Below are 24,276 nucleotides of genomic sequence, written 5' to 3'. Positions count from 1 at the left end.
GCTATGGCGAGCAAGTTCGCTCCTACAGGTTTGTGGTTCATTCAAGCCACAGTGCCGGCGCCCTCCCGGTCAGCGGCGTTCGATTGGCACGAACTTGCGCTGTTCAACGCCGATGTACTCGGCGCTTGGACGGATGATGCGGTTGTTGCCACGCTGTTCGAACACATGAGCAGCCCAGCCGGTCAGGCGCGAACACACGAAGATCGGCGTGAACAACTTGGTGGGGATGCCCATGAAGTGGTACGCCGAGGCGTGGTAGAAGTCGGCGTTGGGGAAGAGTTTCTTCTGCTCCCACATGGTCTTGTCGATGGCTTCGGATACCGGGAACAGCACCTTGTCGCCCACTTCGTCGGCGAGCTTCTTCGACCAGCCCTTGATCACCTCGTTGCGCGGGTCGTTGTCTTTGTAGATCGCGTGACCGAAGCCCATGATCTTGTCCTTGCGCTCCAGCATCCGCAGCAACTCGGCAGTCGCCTCCTCGGGGCTCTGGAAGCGCTCGATCAGCTCCATGGCTGCCTCGTTGGCACCACCGTGCAGCGGGCCGCGCAGCGAACCGATGGCTGCAGTAATGCACGAGTACAGGTCCGACAGAGTCGAGGCACAGACCCGGGCGGTGAAGGTGGAAGCGTTGAATTCGTGCTCGGCGTAAAGGATCAGCGAGACGTTCATCACCTTGACGTGCAACTCGCTGGGCTTCTTGCCGTGCAACAAGTGCAGGAAGTGGCCGCCGATGGTCTGCTCGTCGCTGACACAGCTGATGCGCACGCCTTCGTGGCTGAAGCGGTACCAGTAGCACATGATCGCCGGGAAAGCCGCCAGCAGACGGTCGGTGACGTCATGCTGCTGGGAGAAGTCCGCCTCCGGCTCGATATTGCCGAGGAACGAGCAGCCCGTACGCATCACGTCCATCGGATGGGCCTGGGCCGGAATCCGCTCCAGCACTTCCTTGAGCGCCTGAGGCAGGTCCCGCAGCTTGCTCAGCTTGGCGCTGTAAGCGGCCAGTTGCTCCTGGGTCGGCAGATCGCCGTACAACAGCAGGTAGGCCACTTCCTCGAACTGCGCATCGGCCGCCAGTTCGCGCACGTCATAGCCGCGATAGGTCAACCCGGCACCGGCCTGGCCCACGGTGGACAGCGCGGTTTGCCCGGCCACCTGTCCGCGCAGACCTGCGCCACTCAATACTTTTGCTTCGGCCATTGCTCTCTCCAATCTTGAATTTGTTAGGGACTTGGCAACTTCATCAACGGTTTGTTCGTGGTTCGCGAATCAACCTTTCTTCTGCGCGAACAGCGCGTCGAGCTTCTGCTCGAAGCTGTGGTAGTCGATACGCTCGTAGAGCTCCATGCGGGTCTGCATGGTGTCGATCACGTTCTGCTGGGTGCCATCGCGACGGATCGCGGTGTAGACGTTTTCCGCCGCCTTGTTCATGGCACGGAACGCCGACAGCGGGTACAGCACCAGGGAAACATCCACGGATTTCAACTGTTCGGTGGTGTACAGCGGAGTCGCGCCGAATTCGGTGATGTTGGCCAGGATCGGCGCTTTCACCCGGTCGGCGAAGATCTTGTACATCTCAAGCTCGGTGATGGCTTCCGGGAACACCATGTCGGCACCGGCCTCGATGCACGCCGCGGCGCGCTCCAGGGCCGACTCCAGGCCTTCCACCGCCAGGGCGTCGGTACGCGCCATGATCACGAAACTGTCGTCGGTGCGGGCATCCACCGCGGCCTTGATGCGGTCGACCATTTCCTGCTGGGACACGATCTCTTTATTAGGACGGTGACCGCAGCGCTTGGCGCCGACCTGGTCCTCGATGTGGATCGCCGCCGCGCCGAACTTGATCATCGACTTGACGGTGCGGGCCACGTTGAAGGCCGAGGAACCGAAACCGGTGTCCACGTCCACCAGCAGTGGCAGGTCGCAGACGTCGGTGATGCGGCGCACGTCGGTGAGGACGTCGTCGAGGCCGGTGATGCCCAGGTCAGGCACGCCGAGGGAACCGGCGGCGACCCCGCCGCCAGACAGGTAGATCGCCTTGAAGCCGGCGCGCTTGGCCAGCAGGGCGTGGTTGGCGTTGATCGTGCCCACCACTTGCAATGGCTGTTCGCTGGCGACCGCATCGCGGAAACGCTGGCCTGGAGTGCTCTTGTTGGAACTCATGACTCACCTCGTGGAGTGGCTGTCTGATGGGCGCTGTCCTGGTAGTGACGCGCGATGTTGCGTTTCGAGGCGCCGATGTGGCGGCGCATCAGTAGCTCGGCCAGTTCGCCGTCGCGATCGGCAATGGCGTCGAGAATCCGGTGGTGTTCGGCAAAGGCCTGGTGCGGGCGGTTAGGGGTCGCGGAGAACTGGATGCGATACATGCGCACCAATTGATACAGCTCGCCACAGAGCATTTGCGTGAGGGTACGGTTGCCCGCGCCCTGGATGATCCGGTAGTGGAAGTCGAAATCCCCTTCCTGCTGGTAGTAGCCGACCCCGGCCTGGAACGCCGCATCGCGCTCGTGGGTATCGAGCACCCGGCGCAATTCGTCGATTTCCTCGCTGGTCATGCGCTCCGCCGCCAGGCGACAGGCCATGCCCTCCAGGGATTCGCGAATTTCGTAGAGTTCGATCAGCTCGGCGTGGCTCAGGGATACCACCCGGGCCCCGACATGCGGCACCCGCACCAACAGGCGCTGGCCTTCCAGGCGGTGGATGGCTTCGCGCAGCGGGCCGCGACTGATGCCGTAGGTTCGGGCCAGCTCAGGCTCGGAGATCTTGCTGCCCGGGGCGATCTCGCCCTTGACGATGGCGGCCTGGATGCGCCGGAAGACGTTTTCGGACAGGGTCTCAGAATCGTCCTGTGTCGGCAGTGGATGTTCCAGTTGATCCAACATATTGTCGACACCTTTAAAATCAATGAGGCAAAAACTAGCCAATACCCCCTAAACAGTCAAAGGAAAAATTGAGATTGTCGACAATCGTCTAATAACCCTTTGCACCCAGACGAGACAAAAGGCCCGCCCCCGACGCTGGCGCCATAAAACCAGCATGCTAGAATGCTGCCCGCATTGGCCTGTCATCTTTTTATGACACGCATACGAGGGAGCTTGCGCAGCAATGCCGGTCGCCTTGAACTGAAGAACCCAAGCCCATCAGGATCTATGAGACTCAAGGCCCTTCCCCTACTCCTCTGTCTGCCTGCCCTGCCCGGTCTCAGTGCCGCCGCCGGCAAGACGGTCTACGGTTTGAACGAGTACGCGCATCTATCAGGTATCGACCTGGAAGTTGCTGCCAAGCTCGACACCGGCGCCAAGACTGCGTCCTTAAGTGCCCGCGACATCAAGCGCTTCAAGCGCAATGGCGAGTCCTGGGTGCGTTTCTACCTGGCCATCGACACCGCCCATTCCCACCCCATCGAACGGCCCCTGGCCCGGGTCAGCAAGATCAAGCGCCGCGCCGGCGACTATGATCCCGATGAGGACAAGAATTACACCGCGCGTCCGGTGATCGCTCTGGATGTCTGCATGGGCAGTGCCTTGCGCAGCATCGAAGTGAACCTGACCGACCGCAGCACTTTCCAATACCCGCTGCTGATTGGCTCCGAAGCGCTGAAACGCTTCGACGCGCTGGTCGACCCCAGTCTTAAATACGCTGCTGGCAAACCCGCCTGCGCCACCGACGCTCATACCGCAGAGTAATTCCAATGCGCTCTCTTACCCTTCATCTGAAAGTCCTGATCGCCATCCTGGTGGTGCTGGGCATTTCGATCACGGCCTATCAGATCTTCGTGCTCGGCATTCCGGTGACCGAAGACGCCACCGACGATCTGTGGAACATCGACGCCAAGGTCGAGTTCGTCGCCAACGGCAAGGACCCGATCAAGATCCAGATGTTCGTGCCGCCCCTGAGCCGCGACTACGTGAGCCTCAACGAGAGCTTCATTTCCAACAACTACGGGGTGGCGGTCAACCGCGTCGACGGCAACCGCAAGGTCACCTGGTCGGCACGCCGGGCCAAGGGCAACCAGACCCTGTACTACCGCCTGGTGCTGACCAAGCGCTACAGCGCCGAGAAATCCAAGGTCAAGGGCCCGACCTTCCGCGACAGCATGGCCGTGGAAGGCGCGGAAAAGATCGCCGCCGAAGCCCTGCTGGCGCCAATCCGCCAGCACTCGGCGGACGTCGAGACCTTCATCAGCGAAGCCATCAAGCGCGTCAACAACGCCAATGACGACAACGCCAAGCTGCTGCTGGCCGGCGACCCCTCCAGCGCCAACAAGGCCAGGATCGTCGAGCTGCTGCTGTCCATCGCCCACGTGCCGATGGAGAAGGTCCACACCATCCGCCTGGTGGCCGATCAGCCGCAGACCCCGGAACTCTGGCTGCGCAGCTTCAACGGCACCGACTGGCTGTACTTCAACCCGGAAACCGGCGAGCAGGGCATGCCCAGCGACCGCCTGCTGTGGTGGACCGGCGATGACAACCTGATCACCGTCGATGGCGGCAAGAAGGCCAACGTCACCTTCAGCCTCAACAACAGCGAAATGAACGCCATTCGCCTGGCCAAGCTGACCGACGAGAACACCGACGCCAACTTCCTCGAATACTCGCTGTACGGCCTGCCGCTGCAGACCCAGCAGACCTTCATGATCATGGTGATGATCCCCATCGGCGTGCTGGTGATCCTGGTGTTGCGCAACCTGATCGGCCTGCAGACCCTGGGCACCTTCACCCCGGTGCTGATCGCCCTGGCATTCCGCGAGACCCAGCTGGGCTTCGGTATCGTGCTGTTCACGGTGATTACCGCGCTGGGCCTGTCCTTGCGCTCGTACCTGGAACACTTGAAGTTGCAGATGCTGCCGCGGCTGTCGGTGGTGCTGACCTTCGTCGTGGTGCTGATCGCCGCCATCAGCCTGTTCAGCCACAAGCTGGGCCTGGAGCGCGGGCTGTCGGTGGCACTGTTCCCGATGGTGATCCTGACCATGACCATCGAACGCCTGTCCATCACCTGGGAAGAACGTGGCGGCGGCCACGCGATGAAAGTCGCCATTGGCACCCTGTTTGCCGCGTCCCTGGCGCACCTGATCATGAGCGTGCCGGAGCTGACGTACTTCGTCTTCACCTTCCCGGCGATGCTGCTGATCCTGGTGGGCTTCATGCTGGCGATGGGTCGCTACCGCGGCTACCGCCTGACGGAGCTCGTGCGTTTCAAAGCCTTCGTCAAGGCTGACTCCTGATGTTCGGCCTGTGGAAAACCTGGAAAGCCCTGGAAGCGCGGGGAATCATGGGCATCAACCGGCGTAATGCCGACTACGTGCTCAAGTACAACAAGCGCAGCCTGTACCCCATCGTCGATGACAAGATCATCACCAAGGAGCGGGCGATCAAGGCCGGCATCCATGTGCCGGAACTGTACGGGGTGATCTCCACCGAGAAGGAAATCGACAAGCTCGACGAGATCATCGGTGGGCGCAACGACTTCGTGATCAAGCCGGCGCAAGGCGCCGGTGGTGACGGCATCCTGGTGATCGCCGACCGCTTCGAAGGCCGTTACCGCACCGTCTCCGGGAAGATCATCAGCCATGAGGAGATCGAGCATCAGATCTCCAGCATCCTCACCGGCCTGTATTCCCTGGGCGGCCACCGCGACCGGGCACTGATCGAGTACCGGGTGACCCCGGACCAGATCTTCAAGAGCATCAGCTACGAAGGCGTGCCGGACATCCGCATCATCGTGCTCATGGGCTACCCGGTGATGGCCATGCTGCGCCTGCCAACCCGCCAGTCCGGGGGCAAGGCCAACCTGCACCAGGGCGCCATTGGCGTCGGTGTCGATCTGGCTACCGGCCTGACTCTGCGCGGCACCTGGCTGAACAACATCATCACCAAGCACCCGGATACCACCAACGCCGTGGACGGTGTGCAACTGCCCTACTGGGACGGTTTCATGAAGCTGGCAGCCGGCTGCTACGAGCTCTGTGGCCTGGGCTACATCGGCGTGGACATGGTGCTGGACCAGGACAAGGGCCCGCTGATTCTCGAGCTCAACGCCCGGCCCGGGCTGAATATCCAGATCGCCAACGACTGCGGCCTGACCCAGCGTACCCACGCTATTGAAGCCCACCTTGAGCAACTCAAGGCCCGGGGCATCGAGGAAACCGTCGAAGAGCGGGTGCGCTTCGCCCAGGAGCTGTTCGGCCACATTCCGCCGGTGGAAGGCTGATAACGGCTGCCGCGGGGTGCGAAGGCAATTTTCGCAGCCTGCGGCAGCGGCTACAGGTCGGTGAATGCGCCCTGAATCAGGCAATCGCCGACATACCCTCTAGGAGCAATTCCTGCACAGGCATACAATCGCCAACCGCGCTCCGATGGCTGATTTGCCCCGCATGTTGACCTGTTCCGTACACCCGCTTCCTTATCGCGCCAACCCCGCCGAGTATTTCGCGGCAATCGAACACGCCCCCGGTGCCGTGCTGCTGGACAGCGGCCGGCCCGCTGCCGAGCGCGGTCGCTATGACCTGCTCAGTGCCTGGCCGCTGGCCGAGCTGACGGTGGCCGCCGACGAAAGTGGCGGCGACTTCCTCCAGCGTCTGCGGCACAACCTGCAGCAACTGGGCCCGGCCGAGGTCCCGGCGCCCTATGAATTGCCCTTCGCCGGCGGCCTGATCGGCTACCTCAGCTACGACTTCGGCCGCCACCTGGAACGCCTGCCGAACCTGGCCCAGGATGACCTGCACCTACCGGACGCGCGCTTTGGCCTGTATGGCTGGGCGCTGATCAATGACCACCAGACGGGCACCAGCCAACTGCTGTTCCACCCCAGCCTGGACACCGCCGAACGCCAGCGCCTGATCCAGCTGTTCAACCAGCCACTGCCCGCGTCGCAGTCGGCATTCAAGCTGACCAGCGCCATGCAGCCTGATCTGAGCGCCGAGGATTACCGCCAGGCCTTCCAGCGCATCCAGCACTACATCCAGGCCGGCGACTGCTATCAGGTGAACTTCGCCCAGCGCTTTCGCGGCCAGTACCAGGGCGATCCCTGGGTCGCCTACTGCGCGTTGCGCGCGGCCTGTCCGACGCCCTTCTCCGGCTTTCAGCGCCTGCCGGACGGTGGCGCGGTGCTCAGCCTGTCGCCGGAGCGCTTCGTTCATGTCAGCCAGGGCCGGGTGGAAACCCGGCCGATCAAGGGCACTCGTCCCCGGGGCCGGGACGCCGCAGAAGACGCCGCCAACGCCGCCGAGCTGCTGGCCAGCCCCAAGGACCGCGCGGAAAACCTGATGATCGTCGACCTGCTGCGCAACGACCTGGGGCGCACTTGCCGCACCGGCTCGGTGCGCGTGCCGGAGCTGTTCAGCCTGGAAAGCTACCCCAACGTGCACCATCTGGTGAGCAGCGTGACCGGCGAGCTGGCGCACGACAAGGACGCCCTGGACCTGATCGCCGGCAGCTTCCCCGGCGGCTCGATCACCGGCGCGCCGAAGATCCGCTCGATGCAGATCATCGACGAACTGGAGCCCACGCGACGGGCGCTGTACTGCGGCTCGCTGCTGTACCTGGACGTGCGTGGGGAAATGGACAGCTCGATCGCCATCCGCAGCCTGTTGGCCAAGGACGGGCAGATCTGTTGCTGGGGCGGTGGCGGAATCGTCGCGGATTCGGACTGGCAGGCGGAGTACCAGGAATCCATCACCAAGGTGCGGGTGCTGCTGGAAACGCTGCAGGGGCTCTGAACCCCTGTAGCCGCTGCCGCAGGCTGCGACAAGCCCCGCAGGGGCTTCAAGACCTCAAGAGCGACGCCTGCTTCGGAGTCGATCGCAGCCTGCGGCAGTGACTACAGGTGCTGCTTACAGGCTCAAGGTGCGGTTGGAAGCCTTGATGAACTCCTGCTTCAGCTCGGCAAAACTGTGCACCGCGGGGAACTGCGGGAACTCGCGGATCACGTTGTCCGGGGCATGGAACAGGATGCCGGCATCGGCCTCGCCGAGCATGGTCGTGTCGTTGTAGGAATCCCCCGCCGCGATCACTCGGTAGTACAGGCTCTTGAAGGCCAGCACCGATTGACGCTTGGGGTCCTTCTGGCGCAGCTGGTAACCGGTCACTCGACCAGCGTCATCGGTGATCAGGCGGTGACACAGCAAGGTCGGGAAACCCAGCTGGCGCATCAAGGGCTGGGAAAACTCATAGAAGGTGTCGGAGAGGATCACCACCTGGAAGCGTTCGCGCAGCCAGTTGACGAACTCCACCGCGCCGTCCAGGGGCTTGAGGGTGGCGATCACTTCCTGGATGTCGGACAACTTCAGGCCGTGCTCGTCGAGAATCCGCAGGCGCTGCTTCATCAATACGTCGTAGTCGGGAATATCCCGAGTGGTTGCCTTGAGGGATTCAATCCCGGTTTTTTCGGCAAAGGCGATCCAGATTTCCGGGACCAAGACACCTTCCAGATCGAGACAGGCAATTTCCACAAGACACTCCCATTGGTTCTGATTATTGAAGTTGAGCGAGCAAAAGGACTGCCGAACTCTAGCGATTCGCCTGCGCAGGCGCAACGCAGAGGAGCGCGCCAGGGCCGCGTGGATTTTGTTAAGATCGCCCCCCTATAGAGCGCACAGCGCCACCGACCTGTAGGAAACCGCCCTGATGACCCCATCGTTCGACGTCGCTGAACTCGCCGCGACCTATGCCAACAAATCCGCCCAGGACATTCTCAAGCTGGCCTTCGCCCAGTTCGGTGACGACCTGTGGATCTCCTTCAGCGGCGCCGAGGATGTGGTGCTGGTGGACATGGCCTGGAAGCTCAACAAGAACGTCAAGGTGTTCAGCCTGGACACCGGGCGCCTGCACCCGGAAACCTACCGTTTCATCGATCAGGTGCGCGAACACTACAAAATCGACATCGAACTGATCTCGCCGGACCACAGCAAGCTCGAACCCTTCGTCAAGGAAAAGGGCCTGTTCAGCTTCTACAAGGACGGCCACGGCGAATGCTGCGGCATCCGCAAGATCGAACCGCTGCGACGCAAACTGTCCACCGTCAGCGCCTGGGCCACCGGCCAGCGCCGCGACCAGAGCCCGGGCACCCGCAGCCAGGTGGCGGTGCTGGAGATCGACAGCGCCTTCTCCACCCCGGAACGCCCCCTGTACAAGTTCAACCCGCTGGCGCAGATGAGCAGCGAAGAGATCTGGGGCTACATCCGCATGCTCGAACTGCCGTACAACAGCCTGCATGAGCGCGGCTTCATCAGCATCGGCTGCGAGCCCTGCACCCGCCCGGTACTGCCCAACCAGCACGAGCGCGAAGGCCGCTGGTGGTGGGAAGAAGCCACCCAGAAGGAATGCGGCCTGCACGCCGGCAACCTCATCAGCAAAGCCTGACCCTCCCCCTTCTCCCCTGGAACCGGCTTGCCGGCGAAAGCCCCTCGGCCTGAGGACGCGTTCGCCGGCAAACGGAACGCCAACCGACGCACCCGCAAAACCTGTACACATAAATGTCACCAAGGGTGCCATTTATGTGTGCACTTTCAGCACCCTCCGCCCCAAAAAGTGACAGGCCTTTCTGCCGTCAGCATTCATACGACAGCCAATCGCATCCGCCGAAAAATAAATACCTGTTCAAACGGTCAATTTTTAATCCATCTGTTTCATACAGTTAGGAGCAGACCATAACAAAACGAAATCAGCAGCCGATTTCATAGTTTCAAAACTGGCACAGAAGTGGCTTTAGTCGACCTATGTTTTGTATACAAAAACAGCAAAACATACATACACTAACCGTCCGCACGCCTGATCCACGACTCAAGCTGCAGATGCCCAGAACCCAGTGATTCCGCCCCTGCGACGAAGATTGTCGAGCCTTGCGCTCAAGCACAGTCATCCGGGGCCGGAATCAGGAGCCGCCGGAATGCACACCAGCCCTTCCAACAACATCGCACTGGATCTGCCCTCCTCGCCGCACTCGCACCACCTGCAACAGCCCATCGCCACAACCGACCCGGACAGGGTCATCCTCAGCCCGCGCCTGCACAACCGCGACCTGGCGCCAACCAAGGTCGAAGGCCGGCGCTGGGGTGGCTACAGCATCTTTGCCCTGTGGACCAACGATGTGCACAACATCGCCAACTACTCCTTTGCCATCGGCCTCTACGCCCTGGGCCTGGGTGGCTGGCAGATCCTCCTGTCGCTGGGAATAGGCGCGGCGCTGGTGTACTTCTTCATGAACCTGTCCGGCTACATGGGACAGAAGACCGGGGTGCCGTTCCCGGTGATCAGCCGCATCAGCTTCGGCATCCATGGCGCACAGATACCGGCACTGATCCGCGCGGTGATCGCCATCGCCTGGTTCGGCATCCAGACCTACCTGGCCTCGGTGGTATTTCGCGTGTTGCTCACGGCCATTCATCCGGGGTTCGCCGACTACGACCACAACTCGATCCTCGGCCTCTCGACCCTGGGCTGGGCCTGTTTCGTGCTGATCTGGCTGGTGCAGTTGGTGATCCTCGCCTACGGCATGGAGATGATCCGCCGCTACGAAGCCTTCGCCGGGCCGATCATTCTGCTGACCGTGGCCTGCCTCGCCGGGTGGATGTACACCCAGGCCGACGGGCAGATTGCCTGGTCGATCCGCGAACCTTTGACCGGCGGAGAAATGTGGCGGCAGATCTTCGCCGGCGGCGCCTTGTGGCTGGCGATCTACGGCACGCTGATCCTCAATTTCTGCGACTTCGCCCGCTCCTCGCCGTGCCGCAAGACCATCAAGGTCGGCAACTTCTGGGGCCTGCCGGTGAACATCCTGGTGTTCGCCACCATCACCGTGCTGCTGTGCGGAGCGCAGTTCCAGATCAACGGCCAGGTCATCGAAAGTCCGACCCAGATCATCGCCTCGATCCCCAACACCCTGTTCCTGGTCCTGGGTTGCCTGGCCTTCCTGATCGTCACCGTGGCGGTGAACATCATGGCCAACTTCGTCGCACCGGCCTTCGTCCTCAGCAACCTAGCCCCCAAGTACCTGACCTTCCGCCGCGCCGGGCTGATCAGTGCGGCGCTGGCGGTGCTGATCCTGCCGTGGAACCTGTACAACAGCCCGCTGGTGATCGTGTACTTCCTCTCCGGCCTCGGTGCCCTGCTAGGCCCGTTGTACGGGGTGATCATGGTGGACTACTGGATCCTGCGCAAAGCCCAGATCCACGTGCCACAGCTGTACAGCGAAGACCCGCAAGGCGCGTACTTCTACAGCCGCGGAGTCAATCTGCGAGCGGTGGCGGCCTTCGTGCCCGCGGCGCTGATTGCCATCGTGCTGGCCCTGGTGCCGGGCTTTGCCAGCGTCTCGCCCTTTTCCTGGCTGATCGGCGCCGGCATCGCCGGCCTGCTGTACCTGATCATCGCCAAGCGCCAGCCCTGTTACGCGGACGTCAGCGGCGAATCCATCGCCGTGGACAACGTCAGCCATTGAACCTGAACGGCCCGGTGCGCCGGGCCCTGAACTGCCCAACCTGCAAGGAACCCCCATGCGCATTCTCGTGGTCAACGTCAACACCACCGACAGCATCACCCAGGCCATCGCCCGCCAGGCACAAAGCGTGGCAGCGCCGGGTACGGAAATCGTCGGCCTGACTCCCTATTTCGGCGCCGAATCGGTGGAAGGCAACTTCGAAAGCTACCTGGCGGCCATCGCCGTCATGGATCGAGTACTGGCCTACGACCAGCCCTATGACGCGGTGATCCAGGCCGGTTACGGCGAGCACGGCCGCGAGGGGCTGCAGGAGCTGCTGAATGTGCCGGTGGTGGACATCACCGACGCCGCCGCCAGCACGGCGATGTTCCTCGGCCACGCCTACTCGGTGGTGACCACCCTGGATCGCACCGTGCCGCTGATCGAGGACCGGCTCAAGCTGTCCGGCCTCTATGAGCGCTGCGCCTCGGTACGAGCCAGCGGCCTGGCGGTGCTGGAACTGGAGGAAGACCCGCTGAGGGCGGTGGAATCCATCGTGCGCCAGGCCGAACTGGCGGTAACCCAGGACAAGGCCGAGGTCATCTGCCTGGGCTGTGGCGGCATGGCCGGGCTGGATGAACAGATCCGCCAGCGCACCGGGGTGCCGGTGGTGGATGGGGTCACGGCGGCGGTGACCATTGCCGAATCGCTGGTACGCCTGGGGCTGTCCACCTCGAAGGTGCGCACCTACGCGACGCCACGGCCAAAAAAGGTGCTTGGCTGGCCGCTGCGTTCAGGGCGCTGAGTCAGGCAACTGCCGGGTTCGCCGGCAAGCCGGCGCCTACAGGGCGCTGAAGGTTTGCGCCAGGCCCTGTTCGGCGAACTGCTCGATGACGAAGTCGACGAACGCCCGGGTCTTGCCCGGGAGCATCTTGTGCTCGGCGTAGTAGATCGAGGTGTAGCCATCATCGACGTACCAATCCGGCAAGACCCGCTGCAGCGCGCCGGAACGCAGGTAGTTGACGGCAAACGGCATGCTCACCAGGGCCAACCCCAGGTCCTGGGCGGCCGCCACGCAGGCGGCTTCGGAATCGCTCATGGTCATGCTGGCCTTGAGCTCCAGCGGGCGCACACCGCCTGCGCGGCCAGTCAGTTGCCAGGGACGGATGCGGCCGGTCTGCGGAGAACGGATCAGGATCCCCCGGCAATGCTGCAGGTCTTCCGGATCACGGATCGGCGCTCGCCCCGCGAGATAGGCCGGGCTGGCCACCAGCACCCGATGGGCCGGTGCCAGGCGCCGGGCGACCACCCCTTGCGGCAGTTCGAAACCGCCACCGATGGCGGCATCGAAGCCCTGGCCGATCAGGTCCACCTGGCGATTGTCGAAATGCCAGTCCGGCTGGATGTCCGGGTAACGCTGCAGGAAGCTTGCGAGCATCGGCACGATGTAAAAACAGCCAAATACCGTTCCCATGCTGACCTTGAGCGTGCCTGCCGGGCGCCCCTGGACGGTGGACAGGCTGCTCACGGCATTCTGGATGGTCTGCAGGCTGTCGCTGACTTCTGCCAGGAACAAGCGTCCGGCCTCGGTCAGGGTCAAACGCCGGGTACTGCGCTGGAATAGACGCACACCCACCCGCGCCTCCAGCTTGGCTACGCTTTTTCCCACCGCGGCGGGGGTCAATCCCAGGCGTCGCGCCGCCTCGGCAAAGCTGCCGACTTCAGCGCTGCGGACAAAACATTCGATACTGCCGAAAGCTTCCATCACTGACCATTCCATACTTTTGGTTTACACAGAGTATAGGAATTACCCTCTACACAGCGGCCAATCAGCAGTCGATACTCGACGCCAAGCACAAGGCAACCCGACCTTGAATCTCTGGAGAAACACATGAGCAAGCACAACCTCAGCGGCAAAGTGGCCTTGATCCAAGGCGGTTCCCGCGGTATCGGCGCCGCCATCGTCGAGCGCCTGGCCGCCGAAGGCGCCAGCGTCGCCTTCACCTATGTCAGCTCCGCGAGCAAGGCCAAGGCCCTGCAGGACAGCATCATCGCCAAGGGCGGCAAGGCCCTGGCCATTCAGGCCGACAGCGCCGACGCCGACGCCATTCGGGAGGCCGTGCAACGTACCGCCCAGGCCTTCGGCCGCCTCGACATCCTGGTCAACAATGCCGGGGTCCTGGCAATGGCCCCGCTGGACGAATTCAAGCTGGAAGACTTTGACCAGACCCTGGCCATCAACGTACGCAGTGTGTTCATCGCCACCCAGGAGGCTGCGCGGCACATGGGCGAAGGCGGACGCATCATCAATATCGGCAGCACCAATGCCGAGCGCATGCCCTTCGCCGGTGGCGGTCCCTACGCCATGAGCAAGGCCGCGCTGGTAGGCCTGACCAAAGGCCTGGCGCGGGACTTGGGACCACGGGGCATCACCATCAACAACGTACAGCCCGGCCCAGTGGACACCGACATGAACCCGGCCGACGGCGCCTTTGCCGAAAGCCTGCTGGATCTCATGGCCGTGCGTCGCTATGGCCGCGCCGAAGAAATCGCTGGCTTCGTGGCCTATCTCGCCGGGCCCGAAGCGGCCTACATCACTGGCGCCAGCTTGAGCATCGACGGCGGTTTCAGCGCCTGATCCGTCAACGCAAAAAAAACCGGGCCACCTGTAGCGGGTGGCCCGGTTGCTTGCGCGGCATCGGCCAACGGCTGCCGCAGGGGGCGAACCGGCTGGCAACGCCCTCCTTTCTCCCTACCCGTTTCCTTGCGACCTCAGGCCCACACCAGATGCGGCAAACCACAGGCGGCGGGCTGAAACCCCTTGAGCGAGCGCAGAATCCCGTCAGCGTGGGCGAACTTGCTATCCGCCATGGCCGGATCGGGCACCGCAAGCACCCGCATCCCTGCGGCCTTGGCAGCCGTCACGCCGAAGGGCGAGTCCTCGAACACCAGGCACTCCCCTGGGGCTACCCCCAGGCGCCGGGCCGCGGTGAGGAAGATATCCGGCGCCGGCTTGGCCGCCGTCACTTCCGGGTCATCGGCGGTGACGATGGTGTCGAACAGCGCAAACCAATCGCCATGGCGGGTGATTTTCTCGCCGAAGGACATCTGCGATGAGCTGGTGCCCACTGCGATTGGCACCCGGTGCTGCTTCAAATGGCGTACCAGTTGCTGAGCCCCCGGCATGGCCTCGGCTCGAGGAAAGCGCTCACGCATCAAGGGCTCGCGCATGACCAGGAACTCTTCGGCGCTGATGGGCAGGTCCAGGGCCTCGACCACGTAACGCGCCAGATCGGCGGCACCACGTCCGATGATGTTTTGCTTGATGGTCCAATCGTAGGTACGGCCATAACGCTCGGCGATCAACTGCGTGATCTCGGTGTAGATACCTTCGGTATCCAGGAGCAGACCGTCCATATCGAAAATGACCGCCTTGATCGGTCCCAAATCATTCAACTGTGCATTCATCGCATCTGATCCGTTAGCAAAAGTACATTCCAGGGAGCGGCTCAGGTACGGCCCGTTATGTTCGGCAACGCGTCAATTAAAGGATTCAGCAGCATAGCGGCGGGGCTGGGTCAGGAGCAACCGAGGGGCAAGGCACAGAGTGCGAGAGGCGGGATAGTTTCAGTCGCCAGAATCGAGCTCGCCCTCTCCTTCTTCAGGCCCTTCCTGCAGTGGCACCAGCGCATCATCCATCAAGGAGCCGGGATCTTCATTCCCCGGGTCGTTGATCACCAACGGTGACGCTGGGCCTGGCTCGACATTAGCGGGCATTTCACGGGGCATGATCCTCTCCTTAAACAGCGGGACGGGCTACATCAAGTATGGCGAAGCCCTGGGCAACGCGCACAAAAAACCCGGCGCGGGGCCGGGCTATTTTGAACGAGAGCCTAAATCAATGACGCTTCTTGTGCCCCATGCTGCTCCCCAGGGCACCACCCGCCGCACCACCAATGCCGGCACCTACCGTGGACCCAGTGCTGCCGCCCAGGCGATTGCCGATCAGCGAGCCACCAGCCGAGCCCAGGCCACCGCCAATCGCAGCCTTGGTCCGGCTGCCCTTGCGCGCACCCGCCGCACTACCGGCCGCCCCGGCCACACCCGCACCAATAGCCGCCCCGGTGCTGCCGCCGAGCTGTTGCCCGACCACGTTGCCCAGCGCACCGCCGAGCCCACCACCAATGGCGGCAGTGCCATCGCCTGCCATCGCACCTTGAGCCAGCAGAAGTCCTACAACCAGGGCAGGTAAAGTTGAACGCATGACTTGAACCTCAAAAAAAGACTGTCGAACTGACACAAAAGCCCAGCGCGCGCCACCCGCTGCGGAGCGTAACGGCAACACCCGGTTGCTCTCCGGTGGGTTGGACCGCGGATTCTAAAAGAGTTTTATCGTCGCGCAAAAAAAAGCCCGCTGGGGAACGGGCTAGGGGTACTGCTTTTAACGGATGGTTTGAGCGTACGCAGGCAGATGTGAAGATTCTGTGAAAAGTACCCGCGACTGGGAGCAACAGACGCGGATCACACAATTTCCCATCCTGCCAACATCTTCAGTTCACCTTCTGAAGATGCTCGAAGCCGATCAATACAGGCCAGCCCCTTGGTTGGCTACCCCGCCACTGCTTCGATAACGGCCTGATCGCTCACTGGCAACAGTGATCTCAGCGAATGCTGCGAATGCTGCCCTTGTTGCCTTTGACAGTGACCGAGACTTTCTTGAAGACGAAGTAGTTTTCTTCGCTGACTTCATAGCGTGGAGCCACGATCAGGTCGGCACCGGAAGACTTGACTGCCTTGAAGGCAGCAGCCGACTTGACCGCACTCACTGGATCCAGGCCCAGACCACCCAGACCGCCGCCAGTATCGCCACCGTAGGTCACGCCATCAGCAAACTGGTTATCGCCACCAAACTGCAGGAAACCAAAGAGGATATTCACCGACGACTGGCCCGAGATTGCCTCGCCCACTGCTACATCTGCCTTCAGGTCAGCCTTGACCTGGCTATCGATGGGCGACGATGGCTGGCTGATGTTGTAGCTGGTGCAACCAGTGGCTGCGGCTACGAGAGTGGACAGTGCGAGGAGTTTGAAAATAGCTTTCACGTTTATTTCCTTATCGCTTTTCATATAAAGGCATCATCGCTGGATGCGCAGCCCCGTTTGAATCGGGATAAGGAACATATCGCCAGTTATAGCCAATTGAGATAAGAAAATTCCTAAAAGCACAAAGGATGCCTCTTCAATTACCCCCTCTCACTGGCGATAAACTATTAATACGACTACCAAAAAATCGGAAAAAAAATAATACGCAAACAACGGCAAGAACGTTATGCCCCCAACCAACCACCGAAAATGAACCCGCCTACTTCGTGACCAGCCTTCACGTTTGGCAGCACGATAAAGCCCCATTACAGATGCATCGCTCGGCGCAAACAGGGATCTCTATTGCCAGCAGGACTATTGGCAACATCAGGCCTTTTCTCAAACTACTCATTTCTTCCAATTACAACTATCAATCCTGATAGACATCCAGATTTAACATTTTGCGGACAATAAAAAGCCCCGCATCTAACGGGGCACTCAAAACTTAAGATTACTTTCTCTTTGGCATTGCCTTGGGAAAGAACATCGTGCTACTGGCTACCGGCAGCGGCGCAGTTTTCTTTCTGCTACTGACTCGGGATTGTTCTTCGACTTCAAATGCGGCCTGACCGCAACGCACCAAGTTGTTGATTGGGAACTCATCCCCGTTGTCTTCGATATAGGCAAGACTCCTCATATTCCAGCTCCCTCCAACAACCGATCAGTACCGGCAAGCTCCTGATTGCCTGAAAAATACTGACCGTCACGGCGCTTCAGACTAGCCAGTCATTTGTCGACCTGCCGTCCAAACCAGACAAGTGCCGACGAGTGGCAAGGCATCAGAGGAAAAAATGATCCAGAGCACATTTCCGGGCCCATGAACCCGACGACCGCTTGATATGGCAGCACGTCCATTCAGAAATTAGCGGGGGCTTGGCATCCAATTGCCTTATGAAGTGGTGCTGTACATGTCTAGGGATGGAGACATTTTCAGGGAGAGCATCAACACCAGGCTCATCAAATTCGAACCCCTGGCAGCTCTTTCCATGAAAAAACCCAGACCATTATCAGCTTGTCAATAGTGCTGTTGAGCGACTGAGCGGGAGGTCGCGCGGTGGTAGGCTTTCATGGCGTCACATTACGCGCGTGCCCGATCTGTTCGGATTACTGATAAAGGCAGGTCAGGCTATGCATAAGCCGCATATCAGCTAACTGAAAGGATTCGAACATGAAAAATTCCATAACTGTTCTGGCCGTTTCCGCGACGCTCGCTTTCACAGCAACTGTCGCGAACGCCTCTGTGCATCAGGCCCCCATCAAGGCTCCCCAGACCGTCAATCAGATGACAGCCTCTGTTGACACTCCTTTCGGACCCCATCAGACAACTGGCGAAATCCAGATGGCCAGCCTGGCCAGTAGTTGCTCCGATGATCGATATTCCTGGTGGGAATACAGCGGCTGGGAAATCGTCGGCTGTCTCATAAGCGGTCAGTGGTAACTATTCTGACAGGCCTGGTGCGCGACTTACGCGGTCAGCACGCACCAGAGCCTGTCAGCGCAGCCACACACGACTTCGAAGATACAGACGCCCTCATACTTTTTACCCAGCAATAGCCCTCGCCGGCAGACAATTGCTTCTGGTTTAGAGGCAACCCTTGTTGCGTCTTCGAAATGGGACTTGAGCAACAAAATACCTTTCCATGTGTATGCTGCCGCGGACATCGCTCGGCGAATTCGACCTCGGCCATTTCGCCGAGATACATACAGCCCATTCACTGCGCAAAGGGGGCAACGCTTAACCAGTTGTTATCCACCCAACGCCACTGAAAAACACCCACCGGCCCCATGCGGGTCCCAGAGGGAGATTTTTCAGACGCCAAAAACCACAAACCCCCGACTCTCTCTAGGAAAATCAGGGGTTTGTATTTGTAGAATGTGGCGGTGAAGGAGAGATTCGAAACTACCCGCAAAGTCACTTCCATTATGCAAGTTCCCGGTTTACAAGGGCTGCTGGCCGATTGCTTTCGTGAAAATCGAGGCTCGCCAGTCCCATGGCAGTCCCATGGGTTTGTAAGCCAGGATGCTGCGAGAGGCCAAAAATGCCATTCCCCCCGATTTATGTTGAGCCCTGGGAAAAAGGTAATTTTGGTAATGCGTTGTCAGAGAACCAAGAAAACACAATAAAATCAGTTACTTATTGACCCCTTCAAGAGGTAATAAAAAGGTCAGTAATTGGTTAGAAAATCACCTTCAGTCTGAGTAATACCTAACAGCCCCAAACCCCAGAAAAATAAGGGCTTTAACAAAATATTACCTTTCTTATTACCTAAAATCACCCTCCAAGGTAATGCCTGAAAGCCACGTTATATAAGGGCTCCAGCCCGTTTTGACCCATCGATTACCAAAATTACCTTTTTCCCAGCCCGCATCTGAAAAACAGTCCTGAATCATCAGCCCAGGTGATTTTTCACGTCTTCTATAAAGGTTGCAATGTACAATAGGTTGCCGTTTTAAATAGACAATAGACGTTTGGTTGCCTTTAATCCTGCAGGGGTTAAAATTTACAAATTAATTTAGTGAGCCTTAAGGAGCCAGTTGTTAGCAAGATATTTTTGGGTCGTTTCGACCCTATTGGAGGTAAGGAAAAAATATTGTATTAGCTAAGAGCTCAGAGCAAGGATGGGCTAAACGATTTTTATTAGATGCTGGACTGATAAAAGGAAGAAGGCATGAGTAGTAATGCAAAAGAGTCCCCTGGCAAGGCGGATTATCAAGAGCACTCCATGTGGAAGTATGATGATGAAAGCGATCTTTACTATCCAGTTATTTCTCCGAAAGATTTGCCAGATGCAGAGTCAGATTTGTCGATATATACAAAATTTACGCTGCCTAATGGCAAAAATGTAGAAGGTTATACTGTTGGGGTGGAACGCGTATTTTCAATGGGCTTGTTTGGCGACAATAATATATTTTTCATAAATAAAAACATGCCGGACCTCTCCACTGAACAAATTAAGATGTTTTTAGTCGAGCAGCCACTTCTTGAAATAGAAAAAGCTTCCGATATATTTCCTTTGAAGTATCGAACATTAATTAACGCGGATGGCTTTTCCGATGTGACCGGTACTTTTGATATGGGCGAGACATTTGGGCTTACAGATAAGTGATTTTTTAAGTTTAAGAGTTAGTCAAAGCGATTATTTTAATGTTGTTACCTTGATTTTTTCGAAAGTTACTGCCGCATACAACGCAGCTTGCAGAGCAATGTGGCTATAGCTGCAAAGTTTCTGGCCAGCGTCTCATAGTGGGTACCTATTCTGCGGTTCTCTTTTAGCCAGCCATGGCGATGCTGCAGAACATGAGATAGCCACGCCGGCTGGGCCTCAAAGCTGTTTTGATAACAAGCTGACCAGTGAATTGTGCGCACCTGGTGCGAACGACATCAGAAACGAAAACCCAACCTTCCGCAGCTTTTCGTAGCTCACGCCCTTGTAAACTGGGCGCATCCCCACCCAGCCCAATTCGCCAGCCGCATACCCCTGTGCAATGCCGCTGCACCTCTTCACAAAACCTTGGCACACCTTGTAATCACTAAACGCCCGACAAACCCCGCAGCGGGCCTGGGCGGGGGCATGGTTTGCACCACCACCTGGCTTTGCACAAAAAAGGGATGCAGAACCCGTCGGCGGGAGGGGGATAAGTGATTTTCTATCCAGATTTTTTCGCCGCCTGCGATTTTCCAGCGTCATGGCTGCACCTAGTCGGAAACGGCTATATTGGAATTCGTACTGAGAGGGTTTGAGGTGATTGATGGATGCACTTATACACACCCCTAATGTTTATCGCTTAGACTGAATTTAACAAAGCAAGGAAGCATGCAATGAACGCTGAATGTGTGTATTGCGGTCAAGTTAATGAGTTCAATGGGGAGCACATGTTTCCAGCTGGTTTAGGCGGCGACGACAAACGATTCATGATAAAGGACTGTGTCTGTAAGGTCTGTAATACCTACTTCTCTAAACTCGAGGGTGAGCTATCCAGAAGAACCCCAAGTGCATTGGCCAGACTTATTAAACAGTCACAAGGGCGCAACCGTAGTAGGAGATCAAGCTAGCCTGTTATTCAAACCGAAAGCAGCTACATCATCGATGACGGCCGGCTTCTCGAAGCAAAAATTTCTGCAAACCAGCAACTATTGCCCAGGCAAAGCGCCTGATCGACATCATCGAATACGAGATCCAGACCGGCACCTTTGATTACGCAAGGCACTTCCCAAATTCGTCCAAGCTGGTCGAAAACACTTTCGGCCACTACCTAGATCTGTGGCTGAAGATCAAAGCCAACAGCGTGGCAGCATCGAGCTATCGAGGCTACGCAAACAAGGCGGAGGTTCATGTACGGCCACGCCGGGGGGAAGGTGCAGATCAATGCGATTGATCACCTGGACCTGCAGGAGTGGATCCAGGGCACCCTGTCGAAGACACTCAAGAACAAGACCATCCGCGACATCATCAGCAACGTGCGACAGGTGTTCAGGCCGTACCGCACCAGAATGAAAGTTGCGCACGACCCCACCGAGGGCCTGATGGTTCACCTGCCAGATCCCGAGGCCCCCGACCCATTCACCAGGGCGGAGATCCGACAGATCCTCGAAACCCCGACCAGTCGCACGCAAGTGCTGCTGATGGTTCAGTTCATGATTTGGGCTGGTCCTCGAGTATCCGAAACCATCGCCCTGGCCTGGGAGGACGTAGACCTGGAGCAAGGCACCGTGACCTTCCGCAGATCAAAGGTCCGCGGAGCCTACCGAGTGACGAAAACCCGGCGCTCGACACGCAAAGTGCGCCTGCTCGCTCCCGCATGGGATGCACTGCGCAAGATCGATGCACTCAATAGAAAGAAGAAGGCGGAAACAGTCGAAGTCGTTGAACGGGACAACAAGACGGTCAGGAAACACAAACTGCACTTTGTATTCCTGAACACCAAAAGCGGCCTGCCCCACGCCAATGACTTTGTCGTACGAGACAGGTTCTTCAAGGCACATTTGTTAGCGGCCGGGGTTCGCTATCGCGGCCCCGGCCAGTGCCGGCACACCTACGCCAGTCAGCTGCTGACAACCGGCGTGGCCTCGATCGACTGGATAGCCGAACAGATGGGACATACCAACGGGAACATGATCCGTCAGCACTATGGGACATGGATCAATGAAGACGGGCCAGATGTTGTTGGGATACTGCAGTTAGCATTAAAGCTATAGCCAACCAAACACCCTCTGCTCGGTAATACCAGTCCAGAGGAGTTTGATACCCGTGAGCCAATAAAAAGGCCCCCGCGCTTGGCTTAAGTGTGGGGGCCTTTTGTACATAAGCGGCGTTTTATCTATCCGTTGTCGACATCAGCAATCGGTAGCCAATCATTAGACTGGTAGTCGGTGCTTGTTGCTCGTAGAAAGCTAACCTCAAATTCGCGGATTGACACAAACAACTCGTCATCACCAAACGCCTTCGCTGTTAAACAACAAGACATGATGCCTCGAAACATATAATTCCAAAAATCAGCACGATGCTCAGCTTGTCTTGTAGTCTCGTGCATACCTCGCATAAAAAATCCGCAAGTGACTCCCCCATACATATCCATGATTTGAGGTGATGCTGCATGAACGTAACCTGAATATGCCTTGCTGAGCGTTCTAGCAGTATCCAAGTTCTGGCTTGAACCTTTTGTGCCACTCACACACCGATCCAAATAAGCACGAATTTTTTTTCTAGGAACCATCCCCCTATCCGTAGACGACGTGGACTCACCATCGGGATCAAATTCTTCTTGGAAGAAAAACTCCAAGTATTTCTCATGTAAAGGAGTCGACTCTCCGAGTATTACAGAGAATGCCAAGAACGAAATATCTTCGGTAATTTCGTCGAGAATACGTTGTAGAGAAGCCTGCTCTTGAACAAACCCCGCTTCTAAAAGCAGCCTTGCAGCATGGAGACTGCTCACCATCCGCGCGAGCTTCTGCACCAATGCCTGATGTATCGTTTTTTCTACATGCCGATATACAAACGAACGCCTAAATCGGACAGGTTTGGGAGCAGGAACACGGTTTGAAAAAACGTTAACGATGCGCTCCATGTAATCTAAGGCTTGTTCGTAAGGCTCGTTTTCGATCATGGGCAATGAAACCAGGTGTGATTATCCGAAAATACACTTTTGAATGGTTGTACGTCGATGCCATCGCAGGACGCTAGGAGCCCCACGGCTTTACATCCGCTTTAGACCGTAACCAGTAAAGCAGTGAGCCTTCATTATCACCCAAGAGCTGTAAAGCTCTTATGCCCCAAATGCGGGGGAAATCAACGCAAATTTCTTGTCGTCGCTGGCGACGGCCACTCACTGCATTAAAGCCTGTTTCTGCACCAGAACAGCGCACCAGTCCCATGACGGTCCCATGGGATCATTTTTCAGACGCCAAAAACCACAAACCCCCGACTTTCACTAGGAAAATCAGGGGTTTGAGTTTGTAGAATGTGGCGGTGAAGGAGAGATTCGAACTCTCGATACAGTTTCCTGTATACACACTTTCCAGGCGTGCTCCTTAAGCCACTCGGACACTTCACCGTATCTCTTCAAACCGATTCAGTCTGTCGAGGCGCGCTAATGTAGTCGATAGCTTTTCAGATGGCAAACTTTTTTTTCAGAATTTTCATGCGCTTAAGGCCGATCCCTGCTTGAAGGGGATTCGCCCTCCATCGACGACAAGGCAAACCGGCCATTCTCCAGCCTTGCCTACAGCTATATAGAAGAAACCACCCGTTACCCGCAGCGCCATACAGGCCGATGTCAGGTCCCAAGCCTGACTCACCAGTCAGTCACGGCGCTTTACCAGATCTATCGTGGTGGGTAACTTCTGCTGCACTTCAATACAAGGAATTGCGTCATGAGTGAGTTGATTTCCTACCATCTCGAAGACGGTATCGCGACCCTGACCTTGAGCAATGGCAAGGTCAATGCCATCTCCCCGGACGTGATTGCCGCTTTCAATGCCGCGCTGGATCAAGCAACGGCCGATCGCGCAGTGGTGATCATTACCGGTCAGCCAGGGATTCTTTCCGGTGGCTACGACCTCAAGGTGATGACTGCCGGCCCTAAAGAAGCCGTGGCGCTGGTGACCCTGGGTTCGACCCTGGCTCGCCGCCTGCTGTCCCACCCCTTCCCGGTGATCGTCGCCTGCCCCGGCCATGCTGTGGCCAAGGGCGCGTTCCTGCTGCTGTCGGCAGACTACCGTATCGGCGTCGACGGGCCGTTCAGCATCGGCCTCAATGAAGTACAGATCGGCATGACCATGCACCACGCGGGGATCGAGCTGGCCCGTGACCGTCTGCGGCGCTCGGCCTTTCATCGCTCGGTGATCAATGGCGAGATGTTCGATCCCCAGAGTGCTGTGGATGCCGGCTTCCTCGACAAGGTGGTGAGCGCCGAGGAACTGCAAGGCGCCGCCCTGGCTGCCGCGCGTCAACTGAAGAAAATCAACATGCTGGCCCACAAGAACACCAAGCTGAAAGTGCGCAAGGCGCTGCTGGAGACTTTGGACAACGCCATCATCCAGGACCAGGAACACCTGGGCTAAAACACCTGCCGTCCCCGATCCAGCCCGACCTGCGTGTCGGGCTTTTTGCATTCGGCTGAACACCCAGCGCCCACCGCTCTAGACCGCTGCCGGCCATCGCAGCCGGAAACATGCCCTTAAACATCGCCCATCTCCCGGCTGAGAACGGTAATTGCCGAAAAC

Annotated in this window: 23 protein-coding genes, 1 tRNA gene and 2 pseudogenes; 13 read left to right on the top strand and 13 right to left on the bottom strand. The window is 58.5% G+C overall.

Features of this window, described 5'->3' with window-relative positions; all coding sequences use genetic code 11:
• Window positions 1–69: 69 nt before the first annotated feature.
• The 3 genes from prpC to PQT43_RS23290 all read right to left on the bottom strand — a co-directional run bounded on the left by prpC (window position 70) and on the right by PQT43_RS23290 (window position 2,879).
• On the bottom strand, window positions 70–1,197 hold the full coding sequence (gene prpC, locus PQT43_RS23300; protein WP_102878965.1) for a bifunctional 2-methylcitrate synthase/citrate synthase: 1,128 nt from the start codon (window positions 1,195–1,197) through the stop codon (window positions 70–72).
• A gap of 69 nt (window positions 1,198–1,266) precedes the next feature.
• Window positions 1,267–2,160: a methylisocitrate lyase gene (prpB, locus tag PQT43_RS23295; protein WP_102863857.1), complete on the bottom strand. Its 894-nt coding sequence runs from the start codon at window positions 2,158–2,160 to the stop codon at window positions 1,267–1,269.
• Window positions 2,157–2,879, bottom strand: coding sequence for a GntR family transcriptional regulator (locus PQT43_RS23290; RefSeq protein ID WP_102863858.1), 723 nt, complete (start codon window positions 2,877–2,879; stop codon window positions 2,157–2,159). The genes prpB and PQT43_RS23290 overlap by 4 nt, the downstream gene beginning before the upstream one ends.
• A gap of 267 nt (window positions 2,880–3,146) precedes the next feature.
• On the opposite strand from PQT43_RS23290, the gene rloA reads away from it, so the two are divergent.
• From rloA to pabB, 4 genes are all read left to right on the top strand, one after another.
• Window positions 3,147–3,683 (top strand): retropepsin-like aspartic peptidase RloA, encoded by a 537-nt coding sequence (gene rloA / locus PQT43_RS23285; RefSeq protein WP_102863859.1) that lies wholly within the window; start codon window positions 3,147–3,149, stop codon window positions 3,681–3,683.
• A gap of 5 nt (window positions 3,684–3,688) precedes the next feature.
• The gene (rloB, locus tag PQT43_RS23280) at window positions 3,689–5,221 is read left to right on the top strand and encodes an osmotic stress tolerance membrane protein RloB (RefSeq protein ID WP_102863860.1); all 1,533 of its coding nucleotides are present in this window, start codon (window positions 3,689–3,691) and stop codon (window positions 5,219–5,221) included.
• Entirely contained in the window at window positions 5,221–6,207 is a 987-nt protein-coding gene (locus PQT43_RS23275) for an alpha-L-glutamate ligase-like protein (RefSeq protein ID WP_102878964.1), read from the top strand. The genes rloB and PQT43_RS23275 overlap by 1 nt, the downstream gene beginning before the upstream one ends.
• 163 nt (window positions 6,208–6,370) lie before the next feature.
• Window positions 6,371–7,714: an aminodeoxychorismate synthase component I gene (gene pabB, locus PQT43_RS23270; protein ID WP_123392244.1), complete on the top strand. Its 1,344-nt coding sequence runs from the start codon at window positions 6,371–6,373 to the stop codon at window positions 7,712–7,714.
• Window positions 7,715–7,828: 114 nt separating this feature from the next.
• On the opposite strand, the gene thrH is transcribed toward pabB, so the two are convergent.
• Window positions 7,829–8,446 (bottom strand): bifunctional phosphoserine phosphatase/homoserine phosphotransferase ThrH, encoded by a 618-nt coding sequence (gene thrH / locus PQT43_RS23265; RefSeq protein WP_102863862.1) that lies wholly within the window; start codon window positions 8,444–8,446, stop codon window positions 7,829–7,831.
• 175 nt (window positions 8,447–8,621) lie between these two features.
• On the opposite strand from thrH, the gene PQT43_RS23260 reads away from it, so the two are divergent.
• The 3 genes from PQT43_RS23260 to PQT43_RS23250 all read left to right on the top strand — a co-directional run bounded on the left by PQT43_RS23260 (window position 8,622) and on the right by PQT43_RS23250 (window position 12,214).
• Window positions 8,622–9,356: a phosphoadenylyl-sulfate reductase gene (locus PQT43_RS23260; RefSeq protein ID WP_102863863.1), complete on the top strand. Its 735-nt coding sequence runs from the start codon at window positions 8,622–8,624 to the stop codon at window positions 9,354–9,356.
• A 526-nt stretch (window positions 9,357–9,882) separates the two neighbouring features.
• Window positions 9,883–11,430 (top strand): NCS1 family nucleobase:cation symporter-1, encoded by a 1,548-nt coding sequence (locus tag PQT43_RS23255; RefSeq protein ID WP_267269657.1) that lies wholly within the window; start codon window positions 9,883–9,885, stop codon window positions 11,428–11,430.
• A 55-nt stretch (window positions 11,431–11,485) separates the two neighbouring features.
• Window positions 11,486–12,214: an aspartate/glutamate racemase family protein gene (locus tag PQT43_RS23250; RefSeq protein WP_016964340.1), complete on the top strand. Its 729-nt coding sequence runs from the start codon at window positions 11,486–11,488 to the stop codon at window positions 12,212–12,214.
• Window positions 12,215–12,250: 36 nt separating this feature from the next.
• On the opposite strand, the gene PQT43_RS23245 is transcribed toward PQT43_RS23250, so the two are convergent.
• Window positions 12,251–13,174: a LysR family transcriptional regulator gene (locus tag PQT43_RS23245; protein ID WP_110595224.1), complete on the bottom strand. Its 924-nt coding sequence runs from the start codon at window positions 13,172–13,174 to the stop codon at window positions 12,251–12,253.
• A 126-nt stretch (window positions 13,175–13,300) separates the two neighbouring features.
• Between PQT43_RS23245 and PQT43_RS23240 the strand changes: the two genes are divergently transcribed.
• Window positions 13,301–14,047 carry a 3-oxoacyl-ACP reductase family protein gene (locus PQT43_RS23240; RefSeq protein WP_110595223.1) on the top strand — a complete coding sequence of 249 codons (747 nt, stop codon included), beginning with the start codon at window positions 13,301–13,303 and terminating at the stop codon, window positions 14,045–14,047.
• 134 nt (window positions 14,048–14,181) lie between these two features.
• Here PQT43_RS23240 and PQT43_RS23235 read toward each other — a convergent pair whose 3' ends face one another.
• From PQT43_RS23235 to PQT43_RS23220, 4 genes are all read right to left on the bottom strand, one after another.
• On the bottom strand, window positions 14,182–14,877 hold the full coding sequence (locus tag PQT43_RS23235) for an HAD-IA family hydrolase (protein ID WP_272754716.1): 696 nt from the start codon (window positions 14,875–14,877) through the stop codon (window positions 14,182–14,184).
• Window positions 14,878–15,036: 159 nt separating this feature from the next.
• Complete coding sequence (locus PQT43_RS23230; protein WP_272754715.1) at window positions 15,037–15,198, bottom strand: hypothetical protein; 162 nt, start codon at window positions 15,196–15,198, stop codon at window positions 15,037–15,039.
• Between the two features lie 109 nt (window positions 15,199–15,307).
• Window positions 15,308–15,673: a glycine zipper domain-containing protein gene (locus PQT43_RS23225; RefSeq protein WP_102863869.1), complete on the bottom strand. Its 366-nt coding sequence runs from the start codon at window positions 15,671–15,673 to the stop codon at window positions 15,308–15,310.
• Between the two features lie 397 nt (window positions 15,674–16,070).
• Complete coding sequence (locus PQT43_RS23220; RefSeq protein ID WP_372852653.1) at window positions 16,071–16,535, bottom strand: hypothetical protein; 465 nt, start codon at window positions 16,533–16,535, stop codon at window positions 16,071–16,073.
• Window positions 16,536–17,718: 1,183 nt separating this feature from the next.
• Between PQT43_RS23220 and PQT43_RS23215 the strand changes: the two genes are divergently transcribed.
• Both PQT43_RS23215 and PQT43_RS23210 read left to right on the top strand, forming a co-directional pair.
• Window positions 17,719–17,988 carry a hypothetical protein gene (locus PQT43_RS23215; protein WP_102863872.1) on the top strand — a complete coding sequence of 90 codons (270 nt, stop codon included), beginning with the start codon at window positions 17,719–17,721 and terminating at the stop codon, window positions 17,986–17,988.
• A 1,231-nt stretch (window positions 17,989–19,219) separates the two neighbouring features.
• Entirely contained in the window at window positions 19,220–19,657 is a 438-nt protein-coding gene (locus PQT43_RS23210) for a hypothetical protein (protein WP_170003351.1), read from the top strand.
• Window positions 19,658–19,722: 65 nt separating this feature from the next.
• On the opposite strand, the pseudogene PQT43_RS23205 reads toward PQT43_RS23210, so the two are convergent.
• A pseudogene (locus tag PQT43_RS23205) lies at window positions 19,723–19,833 on the bottom strand (IS5/IS1182 family transposase); the annotation flags it as partial.
• Window positions 19,834–19,873: 40 nt separating this feature from the next.
• Entirely contained in the window at window positions 19,874–20,239 is a 366-nt protein-coding gene (locus PQT43_RS23200) for a hypothetical protein (RefSeq protein WP_272754786.1), read from the bottom strand.
• Between the two features lie 131 nt (window positions 20,240–20,370).
• Here PQT43_RS23200 and PQT43_RS31525 point away from each other — a divergent pair, with 131 nt between their 5' ends.
• On the top strand, window positions 20,371–20,604 hold the full coding sequence (locus PQT43_RS31525) for an HNH endonuclease (protein ID WP_372820908.1): 234 nt from the start codon (window positions 20,371–20,373) through the stop codon (window positions 20,602–20,604).
• A gap of 71 nt (window positions 20,605–20,675) precedes the next feature.
• Window positions 20,676–21,747: pseudogene (locus PQT43_RS23195) on the top strand (tyrosine-type recombinase/integrase); the annotation flags it as partial.
• Window positions 21,748–21,869: 122 nt separating this feature from the next.
• Here PQT43_RS23195 and PQT43_RS23190 read toward each other — a convergent pair.
• Together PQT43_RS23190 and PQT43_RS23185 are read right to left on the bottom strand one after the other, a co-directional pair.
• A complete protein-coding gene (locus tag PQT43_RS23190) occupies window positions 21,870–22,658 on the bottom strand; it encodes a hypothetical protein (RefSeq protein WP_170003353.1) in 789 nt (262 codons plus the stop codon).
• A gap of 357 nt (window positions 22,659–23,015) precedes the next feature.
• A tRNA-Ser gene (locus PQT43_RS23185) sits at window positions 23,016–23,105 on the bottom strand.
• A gap of 319 nt (window positions 23,106–23,424) precedes the next feature.
• Between PQT43_RS23185 and PQT43_RS23180 the strand changes: the two genes are divergently transcribed.
• Window positions 23,425–24,114, top strand: a complete 690-nt coding sequence (locus tag PQT43_RS23180) for a crotonase/enoyl-CoA hydratase family protein (RefSeq protein WP_102878956.1) — start codon at window positions 23,425–23,427, stop codon at window positions 24,112–24,114.
• Window positions 24,115–24,276 lie beyond the last annotated feature (162 nt).

The organism is Pseudomonas sp. BLCC-B112 (assembly GCF_028550695.1).
Lineage (GTDB): Bacteria > Pseudomonadota > Gammaproteobacteria > Pseudomonadales > Pseudomonadaceae > Aquipseudomonas > Aquipseudomonas danubii.
This window is presented reverse-complemented; position numbering and strand designations above follow the sequence as displayed.

Bases quoted from the DNA above. Each gene is read 5' to 3' on its own strand.
- prpC (WP_102878965.1), bottom strand. From the start codon at position 1,197: ATGGCCGAAGCAAAAGTATTGAGTGGCGCAGGTCTGCGCGGACAGGTG.
- prpB (WP_102863857.1), bottom strand. From the start codon at position 2,160: ATGAGTTCCAACAAGAGCACTCCAGGCCAGCGTTTCCGCGATGCGGTC.
- PQT43_RS23290 (WP_102863858.1), bottom strand. From the start codon at position 2,879: ATGTTGGATCAACTGGAACATCCACTGCCGACACAGGACGATTCTGAG.
- rloA (WP_102863859.1), top strand. From the start codon at position 3,147: ATGAGACTCAAGGCCCTTCCCCTACTCCTCTGTCTGCCTGCCCTGCCC.
- rloB (WP_102863860.1), top strand. From the start codon at position 3,689: ATGCGCTCTCTTACCCTTCATCTGAAAGTCCTGATCGCCATCCTGGTG.
- PQT43_RS23275 (WP_102878964.1), top strand. From the start codon at position 5,221: ATGTTCGGCCTGTGGAAAACCTGGAAAGCCCTGGAAGCGCGGGGAATC.
- pabB (WP_123392244.1), top strand. From the start codon at position 6,371: ATGTTGACCTGTTCCGTACACCCGCTTCCTTATCGCGCCAACCCCGCC.
- PQT43_RS23260 (WP_102863863.1), top strand. From the start codon at position 8,622: ATGACCCCATCGTTCGACGTCGCTGAACTCGCCGCGACCTATGCCAAC.
- PQT43_RS23255 (WP_267269657.1), top strand. From the start codon at position 9,883: ATGCACACCAGCCCTTCCAACAACATCGCACTGGATCTGCCCTCCTCG.
- PQT43_RS23250 (WP_016964340.1), top strand. From the start codon at position 11,486: ATGCGCATTCTCGTGGTCAACGTCAACACCACCGACAGCATCACCCAG.
- PQT43_RS23245 (WP_110595224.1), bottom strand. From the start codon at position 13,174: ATGGAAGCTTTCGGCAGTATCGAATGTTTTGTCCGCAGCGCTGAAGTC.
- PQT43_RS23240 (WP_110595223.1), top strand. From the start codon at position 13,301: ATGAGCAAGCACAACCTCAGCGGCAAAGTGGCCTTGATCCAAGGCGGT.
- PQT43_RS23235 (WP_272754716.1), bottom strand. From the start codon at position 14,877: ATGAATGCACAGTTGAATGATTTGGGACCGATCAAGGCGGTCATTTTC.
- PQT43_RS23230 (WP_272754715.1), bottom strand. From the start codon at position 15,198: ATGCCCCGTGAAATGCCCGCTAATGTCGAGCCAGGCCCAGCGTCACCG.
- PQT43_RS23225 (WP_102863869.1), bottom strand. From the start codon at position 15,673: ATGCGTTCAACTTTACCTGCCCTGGTTGTAGGACTTCTGCTGGCTCAA.
- PQT43_RS23220 (WP_372852653.1), bottom strand. From the start codon at position 16,535: ATGAAAAGCGATAAGGAAATAAACGTGAAAGCTATTTTCAAACTCCTC.
- PQT43_RS23215 (WP_102863872.1), top strand. From the start codon at position 17,719: ATGAAAAATTCCATAACTGTTCTGGCCGTTTCCGCGACGCTCGCTTTC.
- PQT43_RS23210 (WP_170003351.1), top strand. From the start codon at position 19,220: ATGAGTAGTAATGCAAAAGAGTCCCCTGGCAAGGCGGATTATCAAGAG.
- PQT43_RS23200 (WP_272754786.1), bottom strand. From the start codon at position 20,239: ATGACGCTGGAAAATCGCAGGCGGCGAAAAAATCTGGATAGAAAATCA.
- PQT43_RS31525 (WP_372820908.1), top strand. From the start codon at position 20,371: ATGAACGCTGAATGTGTGTATTGCGGTCAAGTTAATGAGTTCAATGGG.
- PQT43_RS23190 (WP_170003353.1), bottom strand. From the start codon at position 22,658: ATGATCGAAAACGAGCCTTACGAACAAGCCTTAGATTACATGGAGCGC.
- PQT43_RS23180 (WP_102878956.1), top strand. From the start codon at position 23,425: ATGAGTGAGTTGATTTCCTACCATCTCGAAGACGGTATCGCGACCCTG.